This window comes from Bacteroidota bacterium (assembly GCA_039821555.1).
Classification (GTDB): domain Bacteria; phylum Bacteroidota; class Rhodothermia; order Rhodothermales; family Rubricoccaceae; genus JBCBEX01.
The window spans coordinates 370,850-396,641 of record JBCBNX010000001.1 but is presented as its reverse complement, the minus strand read 5'-3'; the positions used below and the strand labels follow the sequence as shown (position 1 = coordinate 396,641).

At 64.5% G+C, this 25,792-nt stretch carries 16 protein-coding genes; 10 read left to right on the top strand and 6 right to left on the bottom strand.

Annotated elements, in window-relative coordinates; genetic code table 11:
* The first annotated feature begins 312 nt into the window (after positions 1-312).
* The 5 genes from AAFU51_01580 to AAFU51_01560 all read left to right on the top strand — a co-directional run bounded on the left by AAFU51_01580 (position 313) and on the right by AAFU51_01560 (position 5,668).
* The gene (locus AAFU51_01580; protein MEO1569935.1) at positions 313-1,437 is read left to right on the top strand and encodes a hypothetical protein; all 1,125 of its coding nucleotides are present in this window, start codon (positions 313-315) and stop codon (positions 1,435-1,437) included.
* Positions 1,438-1,440: 3 nt separating this feature from the next.
* Complete coding sequence (locus AAFU51_01575) at positions 1,441-2,469, top strand: Gfo/Idh/MocA family oxidoreductase (protein ID MEO1569934.1); 1,029 nt, start codon at positions 1,441-1,443, stop codon at positions 2,467-2,469.
* Positions 2,470-2,564: 95 nt separating this feature from the next.
* Positions 2,565-3,362: an SDR family oxidoreductase gene (locus tag AAFU51_01570; protein MEO1569933.1), complete on the top strand. Its 798-nt coding sequence runs from the start codon at positions 2,565-2,567 to the stop codon at positions 3,360-3,362.
* Between the two features lie 47 nt (positions 3,363-3,409).
* Positions 3,410-4,732, top strand: a complete 1,323-nt coding sequence (locus tag AAFU51_01565; protein MEO1569932.1) for an acylneuraminate cytidylyltransferase — start codon at positions 3,410-3,412, stop codon at positions 4,730-4,732.
* A 33-nt stretch (positions 4,733-4,765) separates the two neighbouring features.
* A complete protein-coding gene (locus tag AAFU51_01560) occupies positions 4,766-5,668 on the top strand; it encodes an N-acetylneuraminate synthase family protein (protein ID MEO1569931.1) in 903 nt (300 codons plus the stop codon).
* 10 nt (positions 5,669-5,678) lie between these two features.
* Here AAFU51_01560 and AAFU51_01555 read toward each other — a convergent pair whose 3' ends face one another.
* Entirely contained in the window at positions 5,679-6,710 is a 1,032-nt protein-coding gene (locus AAFU51_01555; GenBank protein MEO1569930.1) for a lysylphosphatidylglycerol synthase transmembrane domain-containing protein, read from the bottom strand.
* 230 nt (positions 6,711-6,940) lie between these two features.
* A complete protein-coding gene (locus AAFU51_01550; protein MEO1569929.1) occupies positions 6,941-7,600 on the bottom strand; it encodes a response regulator transcription factor in 660 nt (219 codons plus the stop codon).
* A gap of 1,138 nt (positions 7,601-8,738) precedes the next feature.
* On the opposite strand from AAFU51_01550, the gene gatC reads away from it, so the two are divergent.
* The 3 genes from gatC (at position 8,739) to AAFU51_01535 (ending at position 12,586) form a co-directional block, all read left to right on the top strand.
* The gene (gene gatC, locus AAFU51_01545; GenBank protein MEO1569928.1) at positions 8,739-9,041 is read left to right on the top strand and encodes an Asp-tRNA(Asn)/Glu-tRNA(Gln) amidotransferase subunit GatC; all 303 of its coding nucleotides are present in this window, start codon (positions 8,739-8,741) and stop codon (positions 9,039-9,041) included.
* Positions 9,042-9,095: 54 nt separating this feature from the next.
* The gene (locus AAFU51_01540; GenBank protein ID MEO1569927.1) at positions 9,096-9,842 is read left to right on the top strand and encodes an FkbM family methyltransferase; all 747 of its coding nucleotides are present in this window, start codon (positions 9,096-9,098) and stop codon (positions 9,840-9,842) included.
* Positions 9,843-10,051: 209 nt separating this feature from the next.
* Positions 10,052-12,586: a YfhO family protein gene (locus AAFU51_01535; protein ID MEO1569926.1), complete on the top strand. Its 2,535-nt coding sequence runs from the start codon at positions 10,052-10,054 to the stop codon at positions 12,584-12,586.
* A gap of 39 nt (positions 12,587-12,625) precedes the next feature.
* On the opposite strand, the gene AAFU51_01530 is transcribed toward AAFU51_01535, so the two are convergent.
* The 4 genes from AAFU51_01530 to AAFU51_01515 all read right to left on the bottom strand — a co-directional run bounded on the left by AAFU51_01530 (position 12,626) and on the right by AAFU51_01515 (position 20,407).
* Positions 12,626-13,894 carry a T9SS type A sorting domain-containing protein gene (locus tag AAFU51_01530; protein ID MEO1569925.1) on the bottom strand — a complete coding sequence of 423 codons (1,269 nt, stop codon included), beginning with the start codon at positions 13,892-13,894 and terminating at the stop codon, positions 12,626-12,628.
* Between the two features lie 77 nt (positions 13,895-13,971).
* Positions 13,972-15,927, bottom strand: a complete 1,956-nt coding sequence (locus AAFU51_01525) for a T9SS type A sorting domain-containing protein (protein ID MEO1569924.1) — start codon at positions 15,925-15,927, stop codon at positions 13,972-13,974.
* Positions 15,928-17,033: 1,106 nt separating this feature from the next.
* Positions 17,034-17,981: a DUF4249 family protein gene (locus AAFU51_01520; GenBank protein ID MEO1569923.1), complete on the bottom strand. Its 948-nt coding sequence runs from the start codon at positions 17,979-17,981 to the stop codon at positions 17,034-17,036.
* Between the two features lie 104 nt (positions 17,982-18,085).
* Complete coding sequence (locus AAFU51_01515) at positions 18,086-20,407, bottom strand: carboxypeptidase-like regulatory domain-containing protein (protein MEO1569922.1); 2,322 nt, start codon at positions 20,405-20,407, stop codon at positions 18,086-18,088.
* A gap of 306 nt (positions 20,408-20,713) precedes the next feature.
* Between AAFU51_01515 and AAFU51_01510 the strand changes: the two genes are divergently transcribed.
* Positions 20,714-22,159, top strand: coding sequence for a mechanosensitive ion channel family protein (locus AAFU51_01510; protein ID MEO1569921.1), 1,446 nt, complete (start codon positions 20,714-20,716; stop codon positions 22,157-22,159).
* Between the two features lie 30 nt (positions 22,160-22,189).
* Complete coding sequence (locus tag AAFU51_01505) at positions 22,190-25,792, top strand: hypothetical protein (protein MEO1569920.1); 3,603 nt, start codon at positions 22,190-22,192, stop codon at positions 25,790-25,792.

The window sequence follows — 25,792 nt, the reverse complement described above, 5'->3', positions numbered from 1 at the left end:
CCAGCCAACGAGTGATAGCGAGAATGGCCCCTCGATCGCTGACCGCTACGAAGGTGAGCATCGACACGGCAGCGGCCGCAGCGGATGCGTCGCCTGCCCGGCCTGGACCATGAGAGCTGAGCAGGAGGCAAGGGGCCGCCCATGCAACGAGCGCGTGTGATTGTGCTTGCTGGCACCCTCGGTGCTGTTGCACGCATTCACACGCGCTCGTCTCTGAACCGGGATCGATTTGCTGTGTGCAACCCTCCTGTGCATGGAAGGCTGTCTACTCCTATTTTGAACGACGTCGTTCCACCTCAGCCCCACAGTCCTATGCCTCGCGCCTCGCGTGTGCCTTCGTCGCGCGCTGAGACCGCTCTAGCCAACGGCACCTCGGCGAGTCTGCCGAGCGGCCCTGGGTCTCCTCTCTCAGGAGACGGCGCGCAAGAGGACGCACTGCCGTCGATTCACCTCAGCAGCAGGCCTTCGGTGCTCCTGGTAGGTGGCACGCTGAATCAGACGAAGATGATGCACCGGATCGCCGGGGCACTCGGCGAACGTGCACGATGCTGGTTCTCTCCGTTCTATGCCGACGGCTACGTACGCTGGCTCGCCGAACGAGGCATGCTCGACACCACCATCCTCGGCGGGCAGGCCAAAGCTGCCACGGAGCACTACCTCGCCGAGCACCACCTTCCAATCGATGACCGAGGCGCGAGCCGCGTGTACGATCTCGCTGTCATGGGCACCGACCTCGTAGTTCCGCGCAATGTAGGCGCGACACGCTTCGTCCTCGTGCAGGAGGGCATGACCGACCCGGAAGGCTGGCTCTACCGTATCGTCAAGGGGTTGCGTCTCCCGCGCTTCTACGCCAACACGGCGATGACGGGCCTCTCGCACGCCTACGATCGCTTCTGCGTGGCGGGCGAAGGCTGGAGAGACCGCTTCGTTGCAAAAGGCTGCGGCTCGGAGAAGATTGTCGTGACTGGCATGCCCAACTTTGACGACTGCGCGGCCCTGCTGGACAACGACTTTCCTCATCGAGGCTACGTGCTCGCTGCTACGAGCAGCCTCCGGGAAACGTTCAAGTATGAGGACCGCGGCGCCTTCATCCGCATGGCGCAAGAGGTTGCACGTGAGCACGGCAAGCCATTGCTCTTCAAGCTGCACCCCAACGAGGACCACGCCCGCGCCCGCCGTGAGATTGAGTCGCTCGCGCCGGAAGCGCTGATTTTCGAGCACGGGCACACCGACCACATGATCGCCAACTGCGACGTGCTTGTGACGCGCTACTCGTCGGTGGTCCTGGTTGCTGCGGCGCTGGGCAAGCACATCGTGAGCGACCTGGAGCCGGAGACGTTGGCTCGGCTGGCGCCGCTGCAAAACGGCGGGACCTCGTGCGAGGCCATCGCCGACGTGTGCCTGAAGGTATTGCAGGACCGGACGGTCACGGCCTAACCCATGGCAGGGACCGACACTCCGCAGCGGCCGATTTTGATCGCAGGCCTCGGCTCCATCGGACGCCGGCACCTACGCAACCTGGTTGCCCTCGGCGGCCCCCCGCCGCTCCTCTACCGCACTGGCAAGGGACAGGCGGGCGACCTCGACCAGGACGTTCCGACGATCTACGACCTCGGCGCTGCGCTCGCGCAGCACCCGCAGGCCGTCGTGGTGTCGAATCCGACGGCGCTGCATGTCGAGACGGCCCTTGCGGCAGCGAAGGCAGGGTGTCACTTGCTCCTCGAAAAGCCCATCTCGCACACGCGAGACGGCGTTGACGCCTTGCGCGGCGCAGTCGAGGCACGCGGGCTCACCGTGCTCGTCGGCTTCCAGTTCCGCCTCCATCCGACGCTCGCGCAGGTGCAGACGTGGCTCCTCGACGGCGCCATCGGACGGCTCGTCTCGGCGCAGGTGCACTGGGGCGAATACCTCCCCGGCTGGCACCCCGCCGAAGACCACCGCCTCGGCTACAGCGCCCGCGCTGACCTCGGCGGCGGCGTCATCCACACGCTCAGCCACCCACTCGACTACCTCCGCATGCTCCTTGGCAATATTGAAGGCGGCGGCGAGGTAATACGCGTCTCGGCGATGACGGCTCAGCAGGGCGGGCTCGGCATCGAGGTGGAAGACGTGGCATGCCTCACGCTCGGGCTCGCCAACGGCGCCATGGCCCAGGTCTACCTCGACTACGTGCAGCGCCCACCAAGCCACACGCTCCGCATCGTTGGTAGCGCAGGCCGTATCGACTGGGACAACGCCACGGCGACAGCTAGGCTCTACCGAGCTACCACAGGCTCATGGACTGAGGCGCTGCCAACCGACGGATTCGAGCGCAATGATCTCTTCCGAGAAGAGATGCGCCACTTTCTCGCCTGTCTTGATGGCTCTGAGTCCCCACGCTGCACGCTAGAGGACGGCGTGCGTGCTCTTGACATCGCGTTGGCAGCATACGAGTCGGCGGCCGCCGGTCGCATGATCGTGTTGGCCTAGCTCGCCTACGACGCCGCTACACACGGGGTGCGATCTTGGACTCGCCCCCCTCGCCAACAACTTCGAATGTCATGCCGCCACCGTCCCCCCTCCCCATGTTCGACGTCGAAGGCCGTGTGGTCATCATTACGGGTGGGGCCGGATTGATTGGAACCGCCTATTCGCAGGCGCTCTCCGAGGCTGGAGCGCATGCCGTCGTGGCCGACCTCGACCTCGACGCGGCTCAGCGTGTTGCTGACAGCGTCACCGGCGCTGAGGCCCTGGCCATCCACGTCGATGTCACCGACCCGGCCTCGGCGCACGCCATGGTCGAGGACTGCCGGTCCCGCTTCGGTCGCATCGATGCGCTTGTCAACAACGCCGCCATCGACCCGAAGATGGACAAGGCTAGCGCCGGCCAACATCTCGTCACGTTTGAAAACTACCCGGTGGACGCCTTCCGGCTATCGCTTGATGTGGGGGTCACGGGTGCGTTCCTCTGCACACAGGCCGTTGTACCGCTCATGCGGGAGGCCGGACGAGGCGTCATCGTGAACGTGGCCTCGACCTATGGGATGGTCGGTCCCGATCAGCGGCTTTACGTCAAAGACGACGGGAGCCATTCCATCAAGCCGGTCGCCTACTCGGTGAGCAAGAGCGCGATGTTCGGTTTCACGAAGTATCTCGCTGCCTACTTTGCCGACTCGGGACTCCGCGCCAACACGCTCACGCTCGGCGGCGTCTTCAACGACCACGACGACGACTTCACGACCCGCTACGCGTCCCGCACTCCGCTCGCCCGCATGGCTAGGCAGGACGAGTACGTCGGCGCGCTGCTCTACCTCGTCTCCGATGCCTCCGCCTACATGACCGGCGCGAACGTCGTTATCGACGGTGGCTGGACAGCCTGGTGAGGTTCGTTGGTTGACTGCTGAATTCTGATGTGACGAGGTCTCACACGATGGATACGCTTGCTTCTGGATCGAACCCTTCCACTCAATCATCGAACATTCTCGCGCTGATCCCGGCCCGAGGCGGGTCGAAGTCGATTCCGCGAAAGAATGTCAAGCGACTTGGCCGCCACCCCCTGATCGCATACAGCATTGCTGCCGCGCAGCAGGCGATGGTACGGCCAGGTAGCGCGATCCGGATCGTCGTCTCGACGGACGACGAGGAGATCGCCGAGGTGGCTCGGGCCTATGGCGCCGAGGTGCCTTTTCTGCGCCCTGCCGAGCTGGCGCGGGACGACACCACCGACTTTCCCGTGTTCGAGCACGCGCTCCGGTGGCTTGCTGAGCAGGAGGGCTACCGCCCTGACCTCGTCGCACAGCTGCGCCCGACCTCGCCGCTCCGCCCGCCAGGCTTGCTTGCCGATGCCGTAGCCGCGATGGCCGCGCGTCCGGACGCAGATAGCCTGCGCGCGGTGATTCCATCGATGCAAAATCCGTTCAAGATGTGGAAAATCGAGGGGGATGCCGGGGCCGCGACCCTCAGGCCCCTACTGTCCTCAGCGCAAGCCGGCGGGCATGCCGAGCCCTACAACCAGCCCCGCCAATCGCTTCCGTCGACCTATTGGCAGACGGGCCACCTCGACCTGATTCGTCCTGCGACGATCCTCGACCAACGGTCCATGTCAGGTCGCACGATTCTGCCGCTCGTGCTCGACCCGCGCTACCTGCACGACCTCGATACGCACCAGGACTGGCGGCGCACGGAAGAGGCGCTGGCGACCCGCGACCTGCCCGTCGTTCTTCCCGAAGATCATACCGACCGTGCTTTTGACCCGGGCACGTTTGATCCTCAGTCTTATGACCTCGTGGCGTTCGATTTCGACGGCGTGTTCACCGACAACCGGGTCTACGTCGACCAAGACGGCGTCGAGTCCGTCGCGTGTCATCGAGGGGACGGCCATGGGATTGGAATGCTAAGGCGCGCGGGCGTGGCCATGATCGTGCTCTCGACCGAAGTCAATCCCGTCGTGACTGCTCGCTGTCAGAAGCTCCGGCTGGAGGTGCAGCAAGGTCTCGGGCTACGTAAGGCCCAAGCCCTCCGAGCCGTCTGCGATGACCGGGGCATCGATCCTGCCCGCGTGTGCTTCGTCGGCAATGACGTGAACGATGCGGACTCGATGCGCCTTGCAGGCCTCGCTGTCGCTCCGAGCGACGCTCATACAGCGGTGCTCTCGCTTGCGGACTGGGTGCTGGGTGTGCCAGGTGGTTATGGCGCAGTCCGCGCCTTCGCCGACGCATGGCTCGCTCGACTTAACGCCGTACATTCCGCCTAGGACCCCACTCTTCGCCACCATCGCCACTCCCCCATGGACCGCATCCCCACCGTCGCTCTTGGCGAACGCCTCGTCGGCGACGGACAGCCCGTGTATATCATTGCCGAGATCGGCATCAACCACAACGGCAGCCTTGACCTGGCCAAACAACTGATCGACGCGTCGAGGGAGGCCGGCTGCGATGCGGTGAAGTTTCAGAAGCGTACGCCCGAGCTATGCGTGCCGGAGGAGCAACGCTCGAAGATGCGGCAGACGCCGTGGGGCTACATCACCTACTTCGAGTACCGCGAGAAGGTCGAGTTTGGCTGGGACGACTACGAGCAGATCGACGCCTACTGCAAGCAGCAGGGCATCCAGTGGCTAGCGTCGTGCTGGGACGAGGAATCCGTCAAGTTCATCGAGGCGTTTGACTCGCCCGCCTACAAAATCCAGTCGGCGGCGGTGACCGACGGCCCGCTCTTACAGGCGCTCAAGGACACGGGGCGACCGTTGGTCCTCTCGACGGGCATGTCCACGATGGAGCAAATCCAGGAGGCCGTCGACTTCCTCGAAATGGACCAGCTCGTACTATGCCATTCAACGAGCAGCTACCCGTGCGCGCCCGAGGAGATCAATCTCCGCATGATTGACACGTTGCGGGACGCCTTTCGGTATCCGGTCGGCTATTCCGGTCACGAGGTAGGTCTGCCTACCACTGTGGCGGCGGCAGCGATGGGCGCGTGCTACGTCGAGCGGCACATCACCCTCGACCGCGCGATGTGGGGGAGCGACCAGGCAGCCTCGGTGGAGCCCGGCGGCTTTAAGCGACTCGTGCACTACATCCGCACCGTCGAGACAGCCATGGGCGACGGGCAGAAGCGCGTTTACGAGAGCGAGCTCTCGTCGATGAAGAAGCTCCGCCGTTTCGCGCGCGTCTCGGATGGAATGACAGGGTGAGGTCCGCCGCCTAGCGGTTGCCGACAAGCGGCTGCTTGTGTACAGCCTCGGCGCGATCTTCGCTCATCTCTGCGTCGTCCATAGGGTCTCTGCCATCGATGCGCGAGGCCACAACGCGTTGGACCGTAGCCGCGGTGTTGGCCGCACCGAGGACGAGGATGAGTACGTAGTCGAGCGATCGCCACAAGAGCAACACAGGTGCTTTCAGTGCACCGACGATGAAGGCGCCGTAGAACAGCAAAAACAGGCCTTCCACCCCGCCAGCCCCGCCGGGCGTAGGCATGGCCAGTGCGATGAGCCAGAGTACGGCGGCGCGAGCCGCCGCAAGGAGCGCTGGTACGTCGGACACGAAGCTCCAGAGCACAGCCACGACCAATACATAGCGGCTCACGTTGGTGAGCGCTGCGTAACCAAGGCTCGCGGCATAGAAACGCGCCGAGCGTCCACGGAACCGAGCAGCCTGCGTCTCCAACCGCTCCATGACCCCCTGAATCTTCCCACGGAATCGCCTCAGCCCAGGCAGCCTTGTCACAGCGCCGATGGCGTTGCCCAACCACGCCGTGCGTACGATGGTAGCATAGGCTAGCAGGCTCGTCCACGCAGCCAGGCCGACGCTGTAAACCACCAGTACGCCAACTCCCAGATCGCTTGCAGTTGGAAAGAGCGGGACGAAGCTGCTCGCCAGCAGCACGCCGAATGCGATGAGGACATACCACACGTGGTCCATCACCATCACAAACACCAACAGCGACGCGGCCTCCCCGACACTTAGCACCGTGGACTTGCCGACCGCCGTGGCGGCGAGTGGGGCTCCACCTACTGCGGAAGGCGTAACGGCAGAGAAAAACTCACGGGCGAGGTACGACCTCGTCCCCTGCCACCAGGTCAGGCGCCGGTCGCTGAGGAGACGTACCCATGCTCCGCCGAACCCTAGGCGCGCCAGAGCTGCCCCCAACGCGACCACCACCCAAGGCCAGCGTATCGATTCGACTACGGTGCCGGCCAAGCCCGGCTCGTAGGTGAACCACAAAACCACCGCCATGGTAGCGAGGCTGACACCGAGAGGCAGCGCGGCCCTCCGCAATAGCGCTGCAGGTCTTGGAAGCGAGGAGGAAGCCACGTGGCTGGATAGCAAGACCGAAGGAAAGACGCGCCATCAACGAGCCAACAACTCGGAGCTTCCAGCAGGCCTGCATTTTCGCCGAATCGTTACCAGCCGCAGCTCTTTGCGTACAGTCTTAGACGAGCCGTTCTGACCCATCGTACGTCGTCTTACTCCGACGCAGTGTTTCGCCGGAGCTCCTGCTGACGGAAGAGTGCTGCACGCTGGACGAGTTCATTCGCGTGTTTCAGCCCCAGCTTCGTCTTGATGCTTTCGCGGTACGAATCGACCGTTTTCGCACTAACCTGCATGCGCTCTGCAACCTCGCGCGTCGCGAGGCCCTGGCCTAGCAGCTCAAACGCTTCGAGCTCGCGATCAGTGAGGCGCGACGTCGGTAGCATCACCTCCTCGCCATCGAGCGTCCGCTCGATCAGGTATTGCCGGAGCGAGTCGCTGTAGTACGTACGTCCGCTTAGGACGGTCTCTACAGCATTGAGGATCGTGGATGCAGCAACCTCTTTCATGACGTACCCTTGGGCTCCCGCTCTTAGGACGCGTTCGGCATACCGGCGCTCGTCGTGAATCGAAACGACGAGGATGCCCATTTCAGGTCGCAGCGCCCGCAACCGCTTGATGAGTTCCAGCCCGTGCATGTCCGGGAGGTTCAGGTCAACCACAACGAGGTCGGGGTTGGCTTCCTGGATCAGTTCGAAGGCCGTGGCGCCGTTTCCGGTCGTCCCGACTATCTCCAGCGCCGGGACACCAGCGAAAAGTCGAAGGTATCCCTCGCGGGTAATCGGATGGTCGTCTACGACGAAGAGGCTAGGCATGACTAGCTGGTGACGCAGCGCCCACCCGCTACATCAAAAGAGAAAGGGTGATTGCCCAGGAGTGGCTCCACAAGTCTACTTCTTCAAATTTGTGTATTCCAATATATGTATTTTTTGTATCAGCAGTGCACGAAAATTTATACCCCATATAAACTTATTACACTTATTACCCAAACACCATCAACTATGAATGACGCACGTGCTGTGCATGACGAGACGTGAACGCGCGCCAAGGTCCGTAGCTTCTCCTCATGCCTTCTCATTCCTCGTCGGCCTCACCCTGGGATGGCTCCCCGCGACGGATCGCCCCCCTCTTCGCAAGCGAGACAGACGCCGCCACCCGTGCTCCGACGTGCCTACCTACGAGCCTTCGCGCCCGCCTGCGCTTCACCGCGATGCTTGGGTCTGCCTTCTTGCTCATGGTGCCTTTTGGCCTTGGTATGGGCATAGACTCCCTCGTACGACCGGGTAGGCGCACCATCCTACGATGGTACCGCCGATGGGGCGGTGGCACCGCTGCCTGCGGCGGGATACGTGTCCATGTAGATGAACGTGCTGAGCTTGATCCCGCTCAGCCCGTTGTGTTCGTGGCGAACCACCAGGTAGCCATCGACATCCCGGTCATGATGCGTACCCTGCCCCTTCCGTTTGCCTTCGTGGCAAAGAGTACCGTGCGGGCACTCCCTGTTCTCGGTTTCTTTGCCCAGCGCACTGGTAGTGTATTCGTTGACCGATCGAATCCGCGTCGCAGCCTAGCCGACTTGGGGCGCGCCGCAGAACTATTACGGAATGGGAGGTCGATCCTATTTTTTGCCGAAGGGACGCGCTCGTTTGCTCCAGTGGTGGGACCGCTCCACTCCGGTGCCTTTCGCTTAGCAATCACGACGCAGGCACCGATTGTCCCGGTCACCTTGAGAAACACCTACCGTTTGGCTGACGAACGCGCATTTGCCTCCCATCCGGGTATTGCCCAAGTCGTCGTGGGGAGCCCTATCCAGACTCAAGGTCTGACTCGTCGCCACATTCCCATGCTCATGGAAACCGTCGCGACCATCATACGTGGGGAGCTCGCAGCCGAACACGACCACTGGGCAGCCAGCCAACACCCACAAGACACGTTCTAACCGCACCGTCTACTATGGCACTCAACCGAGCGGAAGTGCACCGTCTCGCCCGCCTCGCCCGGATCGCTCTCACCGACGAGGATGAACACCGGATGGCTGACGACCTCACGCAGATCTTGGCCTACGTCGAACACCTGCAGTCTATCGATACGGATGGGGTCCCACCGATGTCGCACGGGCTCGCAGAGAGCGACGATGCGTTGGCCGCGCGCTTGCGACCAGACGTCGTTTCACCGCGAGCAGGCCTCGCAGATGCGATGCGCAACGCGCCCGACTCGGACGGCACGTTCGTTCGTGTCCCCAAAGTGATCGACTAGCCCGGCTCGCACCCGCCTCCACCAGTGACTCGCCCCTTACCCCTACTTCGGCGTGTGCTTCAGCGCCTCCTGCCGTTTGAGACGACGCTGCGCATCCTTTCGGCAGGCTTCCTAGCACCCGATCGGGTTGGACTCCACGCGCCCATCCATCACCGCGTGCGATTCCTCCGCCAGTTCATTCGCCCCGGCGACGTTTGCATCGACGTGGGGGCAAATCTTGGCTACTTCACCGTGCCGCTCTCTAGGCTCGTCGGCAAGCGCGGACAGGTCTACGCGGTCGAGCCCGTCACCATCTTCGTAGACGTGTTGCGGGCCAACATCCGACGCTTTGGCATCGCAGAGCGCGTCACGGTGCTTCCGGTTGCGCTCGGTGCGGAGGACGGAGCAACCGTGCAACTGGCGACAGCAGAGGTGGGTGGTGTGGCTCGGCACGGCATGACTCGGGTCGTACCTGAAAGCGCACGCAGTGCCTCCGCGTTGGTCTACGATGCACCGATGCGCAGGCCGGACTTGCTCTTCGCGCACCTGGACCGCCTCGACTTTCTCAAGGTAGACATTGAGGGCTTCGAGACGGAGGTGATGCCGCTCTTTGCTCCACTCCTGGAGCGGCATCGGCCGGTGCTCGAAATCGAGGCAGGCAGCTCTGAGAGCATGACGGTGTTGCGCGCACTCTGTGAGCCTCTGGGCTATGCTGCGTGTACGCTCCACGAAAACGGCCTCGTCCCGCTCGACGAAGCGGCGCGGCGTGGGATTCCGGAGGACGCGGAGGTGTACTTTTGGCCGAGCGGTCGCAGGTCCTAGGTCGCGGTCCACGATGGGCCACACGAAGCTGAGGGGCCTGGATCGTTGGACTTCCTCGCCAGCCCTCTCGCCTCGCTCCCTAGCTCGTGGCTTCGAAACGCTCCCGCTCCCGCAAGAAACGCGCTGCAACTCCCTCGCGCGCGGCGGCTACCCCGCAAACCGTCCGTCACCCAAAAGTCAGGTCCGCAACAGGGACCGCGAGGCTGGCGATGTGGGCCGACCGGCCGGTCTGGGTCCGCGACCTCCTCTGCCTAGGCCTACTTTTGCTCATTGCGGTGGTGTTCACCTGGCCGACCACCTTCGGCGGACAGGCGCCGATCCCAACGGACGTGGAGCAGTATCGCGGCATGGCGGAGGCAATGCTGGACTACGAGGAAGCGACCGGAGACGATGCGCTTTGGGCACCCAACCTGTTTGGAGGCATGCCCGGTTACCTGATCCACTACAAACAGGAAGCCCCGCAGTTAGACGACCTCCCCCGGCTCCTACGCATGGGCGGCATGTGGCCCGTGCAGTACCTCTTCGTACTCATGGCTGGGATGTACGCGCTGCTCGTCTTCCTGACGCGTACCCGGCTTGCGGGCCTTGTGGCTGCCGTTGCGTTTGCCCTGACGACCTACCTCCCAATCATCATCGTCACCGGGCACAACACCAAGTTTATCGCCCTGGCGTACGCTCCGTGGCTCTTGCTGGCGTTCGCATTCGCGCTCAACCCGAGCGACAAGAGAGGCTGGCAACGCTGGGCGGTGGGCGCTCTCATTTTCGCCATTGCATTGGCCATCAACCTACGAGCAAAGCATGTCCAGATCACCTACTATGTGGCCTGGATGCTGGGCATCTGGTGGGTCACCGAGGGCATCGGCGCGGTCCGCGAGGGGCGAACAAAGACGTTCGGCCTCGCTACGGCCGCGCTCGCCGTTGGCTCAGTGCTGGCATTGCTGATGGTAGCGCAGCCGTTCCTGCTAACCTTTGAGCACAAGGCCTTCACGATTCGCGGTGCCGTTGCAGGCGATGGAGGCGGTCTCGCTTGGGAGCGCGCGATGGCGTGGAGCCAAGGCGCCAGCGAGCTTCTGACACTGGTCGTAGCCAATGCCTTCGGCGGGAGTAGTGTGTCGAATACCTTCGGCGGCGGCGATGGGACCTACTGGGGGCCCAAGATTTTCACGTTTGGGCCGCACTATGTCGGTCCAGTGGTACTTGTGCTGGCGGCGCTCGCGTTGTGGGGCGTCCGCCGGCGCACGGTCTGGGCGATGGGCATCAGCGCAGGCCTGATGACGCTCTTCTCGCTGGGCGAATACCTCCCCCTCCTCAACCGGCCACTCTTCGATGTCTTTCCGCTCTTCAGCGCGTTCCGCGTCCCGGAGACGTGGCTGTCGGTGGTCGCCCTGGCGCTGGCTGTGCTCGCAGGCTACGGCGTCTACTACCTCATGCGACGCGAGCCAACCCCGGCCACCGAGCAGCACAAAACCCGCTCGATCTACGTCACACTCGCGGTCACCGGAGGCTTCTTGGCCGCAATCTGGCTGGGCGGTACGGCGCTCCTCGACTTCGAGCAAGACAACGAGCGCACGCGCATCGTTCAGGCCATCGCGCAGCAGAACAACGTCGCGCCGACCGATCCGCGCGTCTCCGATGCCGCCAACCGCGTGCTCCGTGAGTCGCGCGCCGAACGTGTCGACCTGTTTCGCGCTGACTCGACCCGCTCGGTGGTCTTCTTCCTACTTTTCGGTGCACTTCTCATCGCCTATCGGATGCGCACGCTCCCGCCTTGGACCATCCTTGGCGTACTTCTCCTCGTCCTCGTTGACCTTTGGGGGGTCGGTCAGCGCTATTTCAACGACGCCGTCCCGCAACTCCGCTCGAAACGGGAGTTGACCGCCGACCTGCGCGCCTACGATTTCGACCGGTTCATTCTCCGGCAGGTCGAAGTGGCTGGGGGAGCGGGGCACTTTCGCACGCTACCTGAGGCACTGAACCCGAGGAATTCGGCGCGCGAGGCGTTCTTCTACGAGTCCACCGGCGGCTACCACGGCGCCAAGCTCGCGCTCTACCAAGACTACCTCGACGAGATTCTCTACGAGCCCAACGGCGCGCTCAACGAGAATGGCCTCGACCTGATGAGCAATCGCTTCGTGGTCGCGCGACGACCGATGCCCGGGCTTAATCCCGTCTATCAAGACGAGTCCACGGGCTTGCTCGTGCTGGAGAATCCCGACTACCTCCCGCGCGCCTTTCTTGTCGGCGACACGGAGGTCGTGCCGGATGACGACGCCGCGATTGCGCGGCTCACGGACAACCGCTTCGAGCCCCGTGGCACCGCCGTGCTCACCGAGGCCGACGCGGCGATGCTGCCGGACGGCTTCACGCCTTCGCCGATGGTCGTACTGCCCGACTCGACGGCAGCCGGCTCGACGCTGACCGCGAGGGTGACGCTGGAGCGCTTTACGCCCCGCGAGATCGTCTGGGAGGTACACACCGACGCGCCGCGCCTGCTCGTGGCGAGCGAAGTCTATTACCCCGCCGGCTGGACAGCAACCGTGAGCGACGAGCCAGCGCCCATCGTGCGGGTGAACCACCTGCTTCGCGGCGTTCCGATCCCCGAGGGTCAACACATCGTCCGCATGCGCTTCGATCCACCACTTCATGAGACTGGCTACCGCATCAGCTTCCTGGCGACGCTCTTCGTCTATGGCAGCGTGCTCGGCCTCGGCGCGTGGGGCTGGTATCGCCGCGGCCGGGGGTAGGTCGGGGGCCGCGACCATCGTGGCCCGCCGGCGATACTACTAGCGCGAAGCCGCCAGCAGTAGCCGTTGCGAGCCGATTACCTGGTCGCCGCTTCGTGCGAGCACCACGTAGACGCCCGCGGCGAGCGCGCGCGTGTCGAACGCGAGCGTGTGGCGTCCTGCGGCAAGCCGCCCGGCGTGTACCACCGCCACTTCGCGTCCGAGCACGTCCATCACCGTCACGCGTATGGCGGTCTCCTCGGCGAGCGCTAGCGGGATCGTCATCGTGCCCGCTGCCGGGTTCGGATAGGGCGCGTCCAGCACCGCTCCGCTCGGTGCTCCCGGCGGCGTGGCGCTCTCCTCGCTCACGCTCACCGACCCGCGCGTGCGCCACACGCCCGCGTCCGTTGCCGCCACCAACCGCCCCCGCCCGTCGATGAGGAGTTCGTTGACCTCGTAGCGCCCGAAGCCCTCGGCCGCCTCCGTCCACGACTGGCCTCCGTCCACGCTGTAGGCGAACGTCCCCTCCGTGCGCTCAAGCGCGGCCCACAGCGTCCCGTCCGCCGCCACAGCCACGTGCGGGTTCGCCTCACCTTCGATGTACTCGTCGTCGGGGAACGTGTAGAGCACCGACCAGCTCGCACCGCCGTCGCGGCTGACGAGGATGCTCGGCAGGTCGTTGGAGGTCGCGTAGAGCGTGCCGTCAGGGCCTTGGGCGAGCCGCTCCCAAATGCGTCCGGGTACGCCGCTTCCCTCCGACCACGTCACGCCCCCGTCGTCCGAGTACCGGATGCGCCCCAGGAACCCCACCACCACCCGTCCCGCGTGCGGACCCGCTCGCAACTCCGTCACGCTGTACGCGTCCCGGAAGCCCGTCCCTCCCCAGTCTGTGCGCCGGCTCCACACCTGCCCCCCGTCCGTGCTCGCCCACAGCACCCCGCCCACCCCGGCGGCGAAGAGCACGCCCCCCAGCGACGGGTGCGCCGTCTGGCAGAAGTCGTTTACCCCCGCCCGCAGCGGCTCGTCGCCGAGGCCGTCGCCGTCGGTGTCCTCCTCGGCGCGCAGCCACGTCACGCCGCCGTCGGTGGAGTAGCTCATCCCCGTTGTGGCGAAGACGCCGTCCGGCGATACTGAAAGTTGATCATCGGGCCCCGGGTTGATGGTCTCGTTGTAGGCGGGGCCGAAGAAGGGCTGATCCGGCGCGAGGCGGAAGATGTTGACTCCTGCAGACATCCAGAGGGTGTCGCTGTCTTGACGAAGCGCGATGGCATCGGTCCGGGTGAAGCCGTTGGAGCGGTCGGCTCCGGCGCCGAGCGAGTCCCAGACCACGGGGAGACCCTGCGCGCGCGCGTAACCGCCCACCAGGAGCAGCAGCGCGCAGGCGATTGCGAGCGGTCCCGTCCGCCTCATCGCACCACCGTCAGCCGCGTGGTCGTCGCGCCGCTAGGCTGCTCAGCGCGCACCACGTAGACGCCCGCAGCGAGCGAGCGCGTGTCGAACGCGAGCGTATGGCGGCCTGCGGCGAGCCGCCCGGCGTGCACCACCGCCACCTCGCGCCCAAGCACGTCCACTACCGTTACGCGCACGACGGCCTCCTCGGCGAGCGCCACGCCCACCGTCGCTCGTGCACCGGCTGGGTTCGGCCACACCGTCACACTTTTCTGCGCTGGCATCGCCCGTGCCGTTGCGCCACCAGCGCGCGCAGCACCTGCTGGAACGCGTCCCACCACAAACGCGAACGCCTCGCGTGCCGCAGCCGTCGCTTCGTGATCCGGGGCTAGCGCAGCCAGCTCCGCCCACGACGCCTCCGCCGCGGCGAAGTCCTCGGCGTCCATCCAGGCATAAAACGCGGTCTCGGGCCCTACGATTTGCGCCTCAAGCATCGGGTCTTCGTCCCCAAAGATGGCCGTGTCGAAGACTGAACCACCGAAATCAGCCGCACGGAGCGAGGCCGTTCTTACGGTAAGGTCTGCTGCCACCGCCACGGCCGCTTCGGTCTGACCGAGGTCGGCGAGCGCCCCGGCGAGTGCTGCCAGCGCCGCGTGCTCGTGTACCGCCCCGCGCTGTCGCGTTTCCCCGTCAAGGAATCGCAATGTCTGGCGCTGAGCCGGCGCGTCGAGCTCGGACGTAAGCCGCCCAAGCCGCGCGAGGCTGCTCGTAGCCTCGGGGGTGCCAGGGTAGCGGCGAGCAAGGTCTGCGAACGCGAGCGCCGCCTCGTTCGTGCGGCCCTGTGCGCGCAGTGCATCAGCCTCCGCGAGCGCGTAGAAGGCTTCTGCCGACGCCCCCCCCTGACGTGTAGGGACGCTGTCCACATCCTCAATCGTACATCCCTGTCCGAAGGTAGGTTCGTCCAGACAGTATGACGTGTAGAAGAAAGCGCCGCCGTTCGACGCGTTGGGAACAGGCTCCCCGCCGCCCCAGAAGTCGGCGTTCATGAAGAGGTCGGCCCCGCTTCCAAAGACCCTTACTTGAGAGGCATCGTTGTCGCGGATAGTGTTGAAACGGTGCGCGTTGGCTCCTCCCGCGTTGATGGTCGAATTGCTGTTGATGCGCAAGCCTTCGCGATCATTGGCTTCGACGAGCGCATAGCCGTCGGTAGCGGCGCTAGCGCAGAAGGGCGCGCTGCAGCCGCCCTGCTCTCCCAGGATGGCTGTACCACGCGAGGCCGCCAATATCCCGCGCAGCCCGTTATCTGATATCTCCGCGGGGAAATTCTCCTCAGCTTGGCGAATGAACGCGGTAGCGCGGTTGAGCACAGAAATGCCGTCACCAAGGTTGTTGACGAACCGACTGCTTCGCACACGCGCCGTTGCCCGGTTGACTAGGCCTAGTCCTCGTCCAGTCATATCGCGCACCTCGACGCGCTCCATGTCAAGCAGTGTGTTTTGCCCATACGCATAAATCCCACCGACGCCCGAGCCAATTGGAGTCGTGATACGCAAGTCGTTCATAACCACGCTAGCGTTGTTGAGCGACACGGCATAGTCGTCAAGACACGCACCCGTCCCGCATGGATTGCTTACGCCCGTGATGCTACCGCCGGACAGGATACCACTGCTCCCCGACTCAAAGCGAATGCCGCCCCAACCATTGCCATTCTGCGCTTGGAACGCCACACCGCCGGCATCGAACGCACCCTCGACTACGATCTGAGCACCGTTTGTGAACTCGTAGTCGCCTGCTCCTCGCAAGCGAAGAGTCTGGTTAGCAAGCACACGGAGGTCGTCGCGGAAGACAATGTCACCACCCACTGGTACGTCGATCCCGCCCCACCCTTGCGTTGGGTTGGCAGCAGCTAGTGTGATGCCGGATACATCCAACTTCCAGTCTACTACAAGCTTGCTACCCGGCTGGAAGGACATGGTCTGCCCGGGTAGATCCCAGACTGTTAAAGCTGGGTTAAATGAACCATTCTGTCGGATCACTACATCTCCATTCATGAACGTCCAGTCACGTAGACGGGGTGTTACGAAGTCGGCAGGGTCATCTGTTGTGGGAGGATTCAGCAAATCGTACGCACCCGTTTGCGGCGTCCAGAAGACTGGCCAGTCAAGATTTCCAGTTCCCACGACTGCTTGGACTTGCCTGATGTTGTAGGGAAGAATCCAACGTTTCTGGTCGTCTCCCGTGAACACCTCCTCGATTCCTCGAAATGTGTTTTGTGGTGGCAAACCAAACTCCCCGGCAAATCCAAACGGTGACGACCAAAGTTTGGTGCCGTCGTATATCAACCGTAGATCTTGCTGCTCACCGGTGATGTTCGGACAGTAAAATTCGTAGCCGTTGGTACGGTCAGGAGCCGCACACGCCCTATACGTATATCTGTACTCGACCCCGTTCTGATCGGTGATGATGAACGTGAGCATCCGAGACGCTGCCGTGGTTCCTCCCAAGTCTGCAACTGGGCGCGGATAGTTCACGACACCATCGCCAGTCTCGGCCGACCAGTTTGAGTTCCCGAGGGAGGTGTCCGCCTCCGTAATCAACGAGGTGTGCGCTAGGCCGCCTTGTTCGCGCCAGACTTGTATTGACAAAGCTGGAGGGGTGTCGCTAGGGTCTTGGTCGATGATACACAGGATAATCTCAATCCCAGATATCCCTCGGCAATCCCACGTGCCATCTGGATTCACCCCAGGCGGCGACCACGCTTCCTGAGCGAAGCTGTAGGGCGCTCTTCCCAAACAAAACACAGTGAGAACGAGGAACAGGTGTGCAAGCGAGCGTATCGAAAACGGCACAAATGACCTCAGACAGGAGTGAATAGCCTTGAACTGACCGACTAGCGGCCGGGCAAACTATCGTACTGTCAGGCAACGCACACTTCAAAGGCACATCTGTGTCCCCTGCACGCGAGAGGTAGTGCAAACATGAGTGCGTAGACTGGTTCAATGGATCCAAGTCTTGCAAAGCAACACCATCAAGATGACGATGAGGCGTCACCCAACATCAGTCTGTCGGTAGCCAACGTTCATTCCCGCGTGATCATCACGTTCGTCACGGAGCGTGCGTAGGCCCCGAAGACGCCGAGACCGCCCTCGATGTTGGTGGCGATGTTCGGGATCTCGCCCGGCGAGAGCGTCGTCGGCTGAAACTGCGCCGCCTGCGTTGAGATGAAGTCGCTCAGGGCGTCGTCCACAGCGCTTGCTGCGAGTTCGTGGAAGCCGTAGAAGCTGAACGCCAGCCACGGCACCGACACGTCGAGCGTCCCGTCGGCGTTCTCGATGTAGCGCTCCTCGTTCAGCAGCGGCGAGGCACCAAAGACGGCCTCCTGGAGAAACTCGCGCCGGTCGTTGAGGTCGTCAGGGTCCTCTGCGTCGAACTCGTCGTAGATCGCGCGCGGGAGCGGCGTTAGGTCGTCAGCATTAGGGTTGCCGACCTGATCTGCGGCGAGGATGGAGAAGATGTAGATCGTCTGCCGCCCCGGAAACGAACTCGGTGTCACGCGGACGGTCGGCTGCTCCTCGACCGACTGGTAGGTCGCCGGGCTGAACGGTGCGCGGACGGTCGTGAACGTATCGGGCACCACCGTCTCAGCACGGATTGGGTCGAAGCCGGGCACGTCGATTAGCAGCCTGTAGCGGGCGTTCGGCACGACCTCGGCCACGCCCTTTTCAGAGTTGGGTAGGTATCGTCCAGGACGCCCCGAAATGAAGTAATTCACGACCTCGGCTACGTCCCCGTTGCCGTCAAGCCGCTGCAAGACAACGGTCGCATCGTTGACATCGCGCGCGACATCCGGGTCGAACACCGCGTCGATAGGCACCGTTGTCGAGAGCAGGACCGGTGGCACGGGGGCCAGGGCCTCCATGATGGCCTCGACCACGATCAGGTCTTCGTAGGGGTCGTTGCCGTAGGTGTCGCACGAGGCGAGGCTCACCGCGAGCACGGCGCACAGGGTAAGAACGAGGGTACGCATAGGGCTGTCGGCATTCAGCGGGGAAGCAATCGCGCGTTTGATGCAGAGCTCGGCGGACTCGGCATCGGGTGCCCGCGAGATCCGCTCGGCGCTTGTCGCTGCAGCTAGAAATCCAGCGAGAGGGCGATGTTGGGGAGGATCGGGAGCTGCTCGACGGCCGACTCCTCGACGGGGTTGGTGTCGAAGCTGTAGGTGTAAAACCAGACGTTGCGCCGGTTGTAGAGGTTGAGCACCTGCAGCGTGAGCTCATAGTCGGCGAACCCGAAAAAGCGGCCGGTCTTCGTGAAGCCCACGTCCACGCGGTGGTAGGCGGGCAGCCGCTCCGTGTTGAGGAGCGGCGAGTAGAGGCCGTTGAGGTCGTTGCTAGAAAACGGGTTGTTCTGAAGGCTGAAGCGCGCCTGCGGCAACGTGTAGGCCTGCCCGGTCTGGTAGATGCCGGCGGTCGTGAACGTCCAGTCGCGACCGATGTCGAGGTCAAGCACGAGCGTCACGTCGTGGAGGCGGTCGAATTTCGGCGGGTAGAAAAGAAACTCGCCGGTGTCGGGGTCTTCGTTGACGCCGGGGAAGAGCCCGTCTTCGGGGAAGCGGCGGCGCGTGGTACTCAGCGTGTAGCTCGCGAGGCCCGTGACCCGCCCGACCTGCTTTTCGGCGAGCAACTCGATGCCGTACGCGTAGCCGTCGCCCACGCGGAAGAGGTCGCGGTAGCTGAAGCCCGCTGCGTCTTGCAGGACCGGGTTGATCTCGAAGAGGTCGTCCATCGAGCGGTAGTAGATCTCCGCGTCGAACGCGTAGCCGCGCGCGGGCTTCGTCTTGAGCCCAACGACGACCTGGTCGGACATCTGCGGGTTGAGCCCCGTGTCGGTCATCACCCACACGTCGAAGCCGGAGAAGGACTCGTTGGAAATGAGCGAGAGGAACTGCGAGTAGCGCCCGTAGGCGAACTGCAGCACGGCGTTGTCGCCGAACTTGCGCTCCAGCTGCGCGCGAGGTTCGAGGCGGACGTACTCGCCGGAGCCGTGGTAGCTCACACGCAGCCCCGTCGTCAGCTTCCAGTTGGCTGTCGGGCGGTAGACGGTCTGGCCATAGGCCTGGAGGTAGTTCGCCTGGAGGTCCGAGAGAAACGACGGCTGGTTGTCGAAGGTGTCTTCGAGGAAAAGCGACAGATTGCCTGCCCAAACGCCCACCATCGTCTCGAAGCGCGCGCTCGGCAACCACTCCAGGTCGGAGCGCAGTGAGAAGTCGGTGGCGGTGTTGTCGCGCGTGAACTCGGTACCCGCGAACTGACCGATGGGGAAGTTGAAATATTGCGAGGCGGTCGCGTTCGTGCGGATGAAGACATTCTCGGAGAGGATGCGCGTATAGCCGAGGCTGAGCGTGCGGTTGCCGTAGTCGAGGATGAAGCGCGCGTCGTCGAAGATGGGCACGTCGACGCGGTCCTGGCCGAGATAGGTCGAGATCGAGAGCTTATCGCGCGGGGTGAGGTCGAGCGCCACGCGGGCGTTGACGTCGTAGAAGTAGTAGCTGTCAGGGATGCCCGTGAGGTCGGCCGAGCGCAGGGCTGCCAGCAGCGGTTCCACCGTCGAGCGACGCGCCGCGACGAGCCACGAGCCGCGCGCGTTGCCCACCTTGAGCGGCCCTTCGAGGCCGACGCGCGAGGCGAGGAGCCCCACGCCGAGGCTCGCGTCGAACTCGTTGCGGTTGCCTTCGCGGTTGTAGATGTCGATCACCGAGCCGAGCCGCCCGCCGTAGGGAGCCGGGTAGCCGCCCTTGTAGAGCCGCACGTCCTTGATGGCGTCCGTGTTGAAAATCGAGAAGAAGCCGAAGAAGTGCGTCGGGTTGTAGACGGTCGTGTTGTCGAGGAGGATGAGCGTCTGGTCGGGCGAGCCGCCGCGGATGTAGAGCTTCGAGGAGAAGTCGTTGGCCGCCTTCACGCCAGGCAGCAGTTGGATCGAGCGGAAGAGGTCGTTTTCAAACGCCGACGGGATGCGCTGCACGAGCGCAATGGGCACCTGCTGCACGCCCACGGCGCGCTCTTCTTCGATGGGCAATTCGGCCTCGACGGTAACCTCCCCCACGATGGACGCCTCAGGCTCCAGGTCGATGTCGAGGCGGCGCGTTCCGGCTTCGAGGGTCAGCGTGCGCGTCTGGTCGGCATAGCCGATGTAGGAGAAGCGCAGCGTGACCTCGCCGGGCGCAAGTCCGGATAGCGTGTAGAACCCTGACGTGTTGGTCGTCGTCCCACGCGTCGTGCCCGCGACAGTGATGGTCGCCTGGATGAGCGTCTCTCCAGAGCGGGCGTCGCGGACGTAGCCGTTGACGGTCGCCCGCTGCGTTGGGGCGCGCTCGGGCGTGCTCTGTGCGAACCCGGGCGGTGCGAGGAAAACGAGGGCCAACGTCAGCGCGAGGAGCGCGCGAGTAGAAGACATGAGGCAGAGCGGAAGAATAGCGCTCCAGGTGGAGAGGCTCCACCAGAGAGGAACGCTAGCACAAAGAAGAGCCAGAGCGAGGAGATGCCAGAGCAGCTGACGCGGTTAACGGAGCAGCCGCCACCGGGTTAGCCGTAGTTCGTGAAGGTTGCGTAACGAACGTCGGCAACGGTGGGTCGCCTCCATGAACGATTAGACGGTCGCAACAAGCGACCCGATGGCAGAGATCACGCGCCTCAACGCGCCCACCCCCTATCTTTGCGCGGCCAACCCCCCACCACCTTGCGCGACCGTCTGCCCTTTTCCATGCCGACACGTCTCAGCGTCTTGCTGAGCCTCGCGCTCCTCGCCGCCTGCGGCGACGCGACAGTGCCAGCCCCTTCGCCGGCCGCGCCTGATTCGACCCGCGTCGAGACCGCCGCGTCGGACTCGGCTGCCCTGGCCCGGCTGGACTCGCTGCGCGCCGCTGCTGCTGCTGGCAACTCGCTGGCGGAAACGGGCCTCGACTCGATGCTCGCCGAGCTCGACCTCGACGCGGTGACACCGGGCTCCACCGCACTGGATACCGCCGCGGTCGGCTCGGCCGCCGCGGACGCCAGTACTGCAGATGCCAGCGCACAAGACGCTGCTGCACCCAGTGCCGACAGCGCCGCCGTGCCAGCGCCATCCCCGGTGGCTGCTGCGCAAGCCACGCAGCCCGGCATGGCACCTGCCACGGCGCAAGACGACCGCCTGGCCGAACTCGAGGGCAAGATCGATTCCTTGACGGCCCTCGTCGGCCAGTCGTTACAGCAGCAACGGCAGGCCCGGGCCGCCGTCTCTGACTCGCTAAACCTCGCCGAAAATGCCCAAAACGTCGCCAAAGCGGCACGGGACACGGTCGGACGCCTCGGGTGGAAGATCTTCTTCGCGCTGATCGTTGGCATCACGGCGTTCTACCTGATTCGGCTCGTCACCTTCATCCTCGACACACTGGCGGCACGCACGGCCGAGCGGCGGCTCTTCTACAAGCGACTCATCCCGATCCTCCGCATCGGCATCTGGATCTTCACTGCCTACGTCGTAATCAGCACCATCTTCGGGCTGGGCACCAATGAACTCGTCGCCGCGGGCGCGGCGCTTGGCGTCGCGATCGGCTTTGCCGCGCAGGATGTGCTGAAGAACATCTTCGGCGGGCTCATCATCGTCTTCGACCAGCCGTTCCAAGTCGGCGACAAAATCGCGGTGGGCGGCACCTACGGCGAGGTCGTCGAGATCGGCCTCCGCTCGACGCGTATCGTCACGCCGGACGACAACCTCGTCTCCGTCCCGAACGCGCAGGTGGCCGACAGCCAGGTGTCGAACGCCAACGCTGGCGCGCTCGACTGCCAAGTGGTCACCGACCTCTACCTCCCCGGATGGGTGGATGTCCACCAGGCTAAGCAGATCGCCTACGAGGCCGCGGCCACGTCGAAATACGTGTATCTCGACAAGCCCATCGTGGTGATCTGCAAGGACGCGTTCAAGGAGACGTTCCTGCTGCACCTCAAGGTGAAGGCCTACGTCCTGGACACACGCTACGAGTTTCTGCTCATGAGCGATGTCACGGAGGCAGCGAAGGATGCCTTCCGCAAGGCTGGCTTGCTCGAACCGATGCCGGTGCGGTCCTACCTGGTGGAACCAGATACGCCACCAACGGCTGCCGATCCCAAGACTACGTCGGCCCGTGGCGACGGGGCGACCCGCCCGCAGAGCGCCCCTGGTACCGTCTAGCCTTCAGGCTGCGCCCACCCTATCGCCCTCATGGACGACGTTCATATCCCTTCGGAGCCCCAGGCGCGCAACGCCGACCGCCTCGCCGTCTGGCTCACCGCCACCGACGGTTTCGCTCGCGCGCACCTATCCACCATTCGCGCATCCCTAGATGCGACCGTGTGCACCCCGCTGGTCGTGCTGTTGACCGACCTCGGCGACGCGCACCGCGCGCACCTAGACACACTCCCGACGGGCACAGATCAAGCGCTCCCGGACCGCCGCGCGCTGTGGGCGATGCTCACGCGGTATCGCGTCCTCGTGGAGGAGCAGGTGCTCGCACCGATTCAGGAAGCCCTTGCCCAGAGAAACGTAGCCGAGCGGGTCGAAGCGGCCGCGTTTTCGCCGTTTGGACTGCTGCAGGGCTTCCCCGCCGACATCCCAGGCCGGCTGACGCGCCGGGAGCCCGACGACTTGTTGCACCCTACCCCGGGCGACTCCACGCGTATCCGTCTGCGCAAGACGGTTGCCCAGCAGCGCCGAGCCGTCCGTTCGCAGCAACGCACCCTCACCAACGGACTCCGTACGCTGGTCCGGAAGGAACCGCGCCCTGCTCCGTTGCCTGAGCAGACCGTCCACCTCCGGGCTCTCCTCGACTACCACGCCCATGTGCGTCTCGCGGGCGTCTTCGCGTCCCTGCATGAGGCTGCTCAGCAGAGCATAGCCACAACCCTTGCCGATGTCACAGAAGCGCTCGACGGGTGGCTGCACGCCGTACTGCGCGCCGAGGCCGCGCTCGACCGGGCCATGCTGCACGACCTCGAGCTAGCCTGGCCGGACGAGGTAGTCGTGCGCGTGACGAAGGGTGCTCGCGCGGAGGACGACCTCGCCGCAGCCCTCCCTACGGATCCGCTTTCTGAGGACGAAACCGCCCTCGTACGCGCAGCACTCGACACTGCGCTGGTGCTCCAGCGTGCCCTCGATGATGCCCGTACGCTCGACGTCGCGCAGAGGTGTACCGAAGCCCACGCGGCACTCGACGCGGCTCATGCCGTGCTTCAGAACGACATCGACCGTAGCTCGTCGTACGGGCTACGGCCGGCGCGGATGCTCCCCCCCGAACCCCAGCGACCTGCCACGAGGGCCGCGGTGCGGGCGCAAGACTGGAAAGACTGGTACCCGAAACTGGGCGCACGGCTCGCACTCATGCGCACGCTTCTGGACTTGCGCGCCCTCATGCTTGCCGAGCTCGATGGCCTCGTTGGCCGGGTGGGTCAGAGCGGCCTGCGCCCCGTCCTCAGCGCCGTGCAGGACGTGGTAGACGACCTCCTAACACTCAGTCAGGCCGCCGAAGACGCCTGCCAGACAGCCGCCGCCGACGACGATGTCGCGGGGCTGACCACGGCGCTACGGGCGCTGCTCGGCGAAGCCGTAAACAAGACCGAGGGGCAGCTGGTCCGTCGCCTCCAGACGAGCAGCTTGTCGTCCGCGCTCGAACGCGGCCTCGCCGCGGCTGAGACCCGCATCGCCGATGCCGTAAACGCGCTACCCGAGCATCTGTCGGTCGCGGCAGACCTAGAAGACCGCCCGCTCGATCCTACCAAGAAAGCAGAACGAGCCGTCGTGCGCCCGATGGCACGCACCGTTCTGGACCAAAGCTTCCTCGCACGCCTCGGGGAAGGCGGGGAAGCGCTCAAGCAGCCGCTCTTCCGCGTTCTCGCCAAGGCCGAGGAGGTCCAGTCGGCTGTCCATTACAATCTCGACGCCGCGCTTGAAGAACTAGGCAGCACGCTTCCGGAGAGCACCAAGACGGTTGCCCCATCCGTAGTGCCAGGCGCGGAAGATGGAAGCGAGGTGGACCTGCTCGCCATCGCTCCGGCGAGCGTAGAGGATACGGCGGAGGACGAGTTCGACAGCAAGGCGACCACGAGTGAAGTGACGGGTGAGGTGGGAGCGGAGCCGCCACGCACGGCCAAGCCGTCTGCATCCACTCCACCGGCAACGCCAGGCTCAAGCACACCAAGCGACCTGGAGGCTAGTGGATCCACTGGCGAATCGGACACGGTGTCAGCGGCTGAGCGCATTGCCTCTGCGCGCGAGCTAACGGTGGCGGGCCTCGCGCGTGCAGCAGAGCGGCTGGCAGGCATCGTGGAGCCGCTGCACGATCCATGGACCGGGTTTCTCGGTCAGGCTACCCAGATTTTCGAGCGACGCTGGGGGATGCTGCACCAGCGCATCGAGGTAGCGGGCGTGGAGGGGCAGTTCATGGACATGAAGCTGCGCGTCGCCGACGAGGGCGCTCGGATGGGCCGAGAGGCCCAGAACCGTTTGCGCATCGTGGGCAAGCGGGTTGCCTCCGAGGCCCGGCGGCTATGGAAGCAGGCCGTGTCGCTCATCCGGCGGGGACAAAGCGCAGCGGGGCTCACCCAGAACGTAGCCGCGCGGCAAGCTACGCTGGATGCCCTTGGCGAGATCACAACCATCCGGCAGCGTCTCCCACTCGTCTACCGTCGTTTGTTCTCGTTCGACCCAATCGCCGACCCGTTGCTGCTTCAGGGGCGCGACGCCCAACTAAAGACGTTGGATGGCGTACTTAATCGGTGGCAAGCACAGCAACCCTCCAGTGCGGTCGTGGTCACCGGCCCGATGGGCGGGGGCGCGACCTCGTTCCTACGCGTAGCTGCGGGCACACTTCTGACCGGCCTTCCGGTACACCGCGTCGATCTTATCGAGCGCCTAGCCGACCCCGACCGCCTAGCGCTTGCGCTTGCTGAAGCATTCGAGATCGACTTGTCTCAGGACGAGGACACGAGCCTGTCGCGGCTGGGACGGTTAGAGCGACACCTCCTCGCGGGTCCAGATGCACCGAGACGCGTGTGCCTTCTGGAGCACCTCGAGCACCTGATGCTCCGGACGGGCGGCGGCCTCGCCCCGTTGGAGACGGTCCTGACGTTCCTCAGCCGTACCGATCACCGCGTTCTCTGGCTAGCCACGATGAACGAGTCGGCCTGGCGCTTCGTAGCTCGGACCGCGCCCGCACTCACGGGCCTGGTGACGCCGCTCCCCTTGCCCTCCCTGGACCGAGCTGCCCTCGAAGCGCTGATCCTCAAGCGCCACGCTCGCAGCGGCCTCCCGCTCACGTTCGACGAGCCGCAGGCGCCCGCGCCCCTCCTGGTACGTCGCCTCAAGGGAGCCAACAACGACGCCACGCGGCAAGACCTGCTTCGCGCCGACTACTTCGACCGGCTGGCCCGCGCCTCTGGCCGCTCCATTGCGCTGGCCCTCTTCTACTGGCTCCGCAGCCTCGACTTCGAGTCGGCCGACGACCACCTCACCGTCCGCTCTCTTCCACCGCTGGATTTCGGCTTTCTTGCGGGCTACGACCTGCCAAGGGCGTTTGCACTGAAGGCGTTACTTCAGCACGGTACGCTCACGCTGAGCGAGTACCAACGCGTCTTCCGCTCCACGCCGCGGGAGGGCTACCTCCTGTTCGAGTCGCTGGCGAACGAGCTACTCATCACGCGTGCCAACGGCACCACCAACGGCGCGGCGCCGGGCGCACCGGTGGGGGTGCGCCTCGGGGAGCGATACCGCATCCACCCGCTCTTGGTGCACCCCGTTGCTGAAGCGCTCCGAAGCCGGAACATGATGTAG

What these genes read in the sequence shown, in the direction of transcription:
- AAFU51_01580 (MEO1569935.1), top strand. Translation starts at nt 313, where the DNA reads ATGCCTCGCGCCTCGCGTGTGCCTTCGTCGCGCGCTGAGACCGCTCTA.
- AAFU51_01575 (MEO1569934.1), top strand. Translation starts at nt 1,441, where the DNA reads ATGGCAGGGACCGACACTCCGCAGCGGCCGATTTTGATCGCAGGCCTC.
- AAFU51_01570 (MEO1569933.1), top strand. Translation starts at nt 2,565, where the DNA reads ATGTTCGACGTCGAAGGCCGTGTGGTCATCATTACGGGTGGGGCCGGA.
- AAFU51_01565 (MEO1569932.1), top strand. Translation starts at nt 3,410, where the DNA reads ATGGATACGCTTGCTTCTGGATCGAACCCTTCCACTCAATCATCGAAC.
- AAFU51_01560 (MEO1569931.1), top strand. Translation starts at nt 4,766, where the DNA reads ATGGACCGCATCCCCACCGTCGCTCTTGGCGAACGCCTCGTCGGCGAC.
- AAFU51_01555 (MEO1569930.1), bottom strand. Translation starts at nt 6,710, where the DNA reads ATGGCGGTGGTTTTGTGGTTCACCTACGAGCCGGGCTTGGCCGGCACC.
- AAFU51_01550 (MEO1569929.1), bottom strand. Translation starts at nt 7,600, where the DNA reads ATGCCTAGCCTCTTCGTCGTAGACGACCATCCGATTACCCGCGAGGGA.
- gatC (MEO1569928.1), top strand. Translation starts at nt 8,739, where the DNA reads ATGGCACTCAACCGAGCGGAAGTGCACCGTCTCGCCCGCCTCGCCCGG.
- AAFU51_01535 (MEO1569926.1), top strand. Translation starts at nt 10,052, where the DNA reads ATGTGGGCCGACCGGCCGGTCTGGGTCCGCGACCTCCTCTGCCTAGGC.
- AAFU51_01525 (MEO1569924.1), bottom strand. Translation starts at nt 15,927, where the DNA reads ATGTCCTTCCAGCCGGGTAGCAAGCTTGTAGTAGACTGGAAGTTGGAT.
- AAFU51_01520 (MEO1569923.1), bottom strand. Translation starts at nt 17,981, where the DNA reads ATGCGTACCCTCGTTCTTACCCTGTGCGCCGTGCTCGCGGTGAGCCTC.
- AAFU51_01515 (MEO1569922.1), bottom strand. Translation starts at nt 20,407, where the DNA reads ATGTCTTCTACTCGCGCGCTCCTCGCGCTGACGTTGGCCCTCGTTTTC.
- AAFU51_01510 (MEO1569921.1), top strand. Translation starts at nt 20,714, where the DNA reads ATGCCGACACGTCTCAGCGTCTTGCTGAGCCTCGCGCTCCTCGCCGCC.
- AAFU51_01505 (MEO1569920.1), top strand. Translation starts at nt 22,190, where the DNA reads ATGGACGACGTTCATATCCCTTCGGAGCCCCAGGCGCGCAACGCCGAC.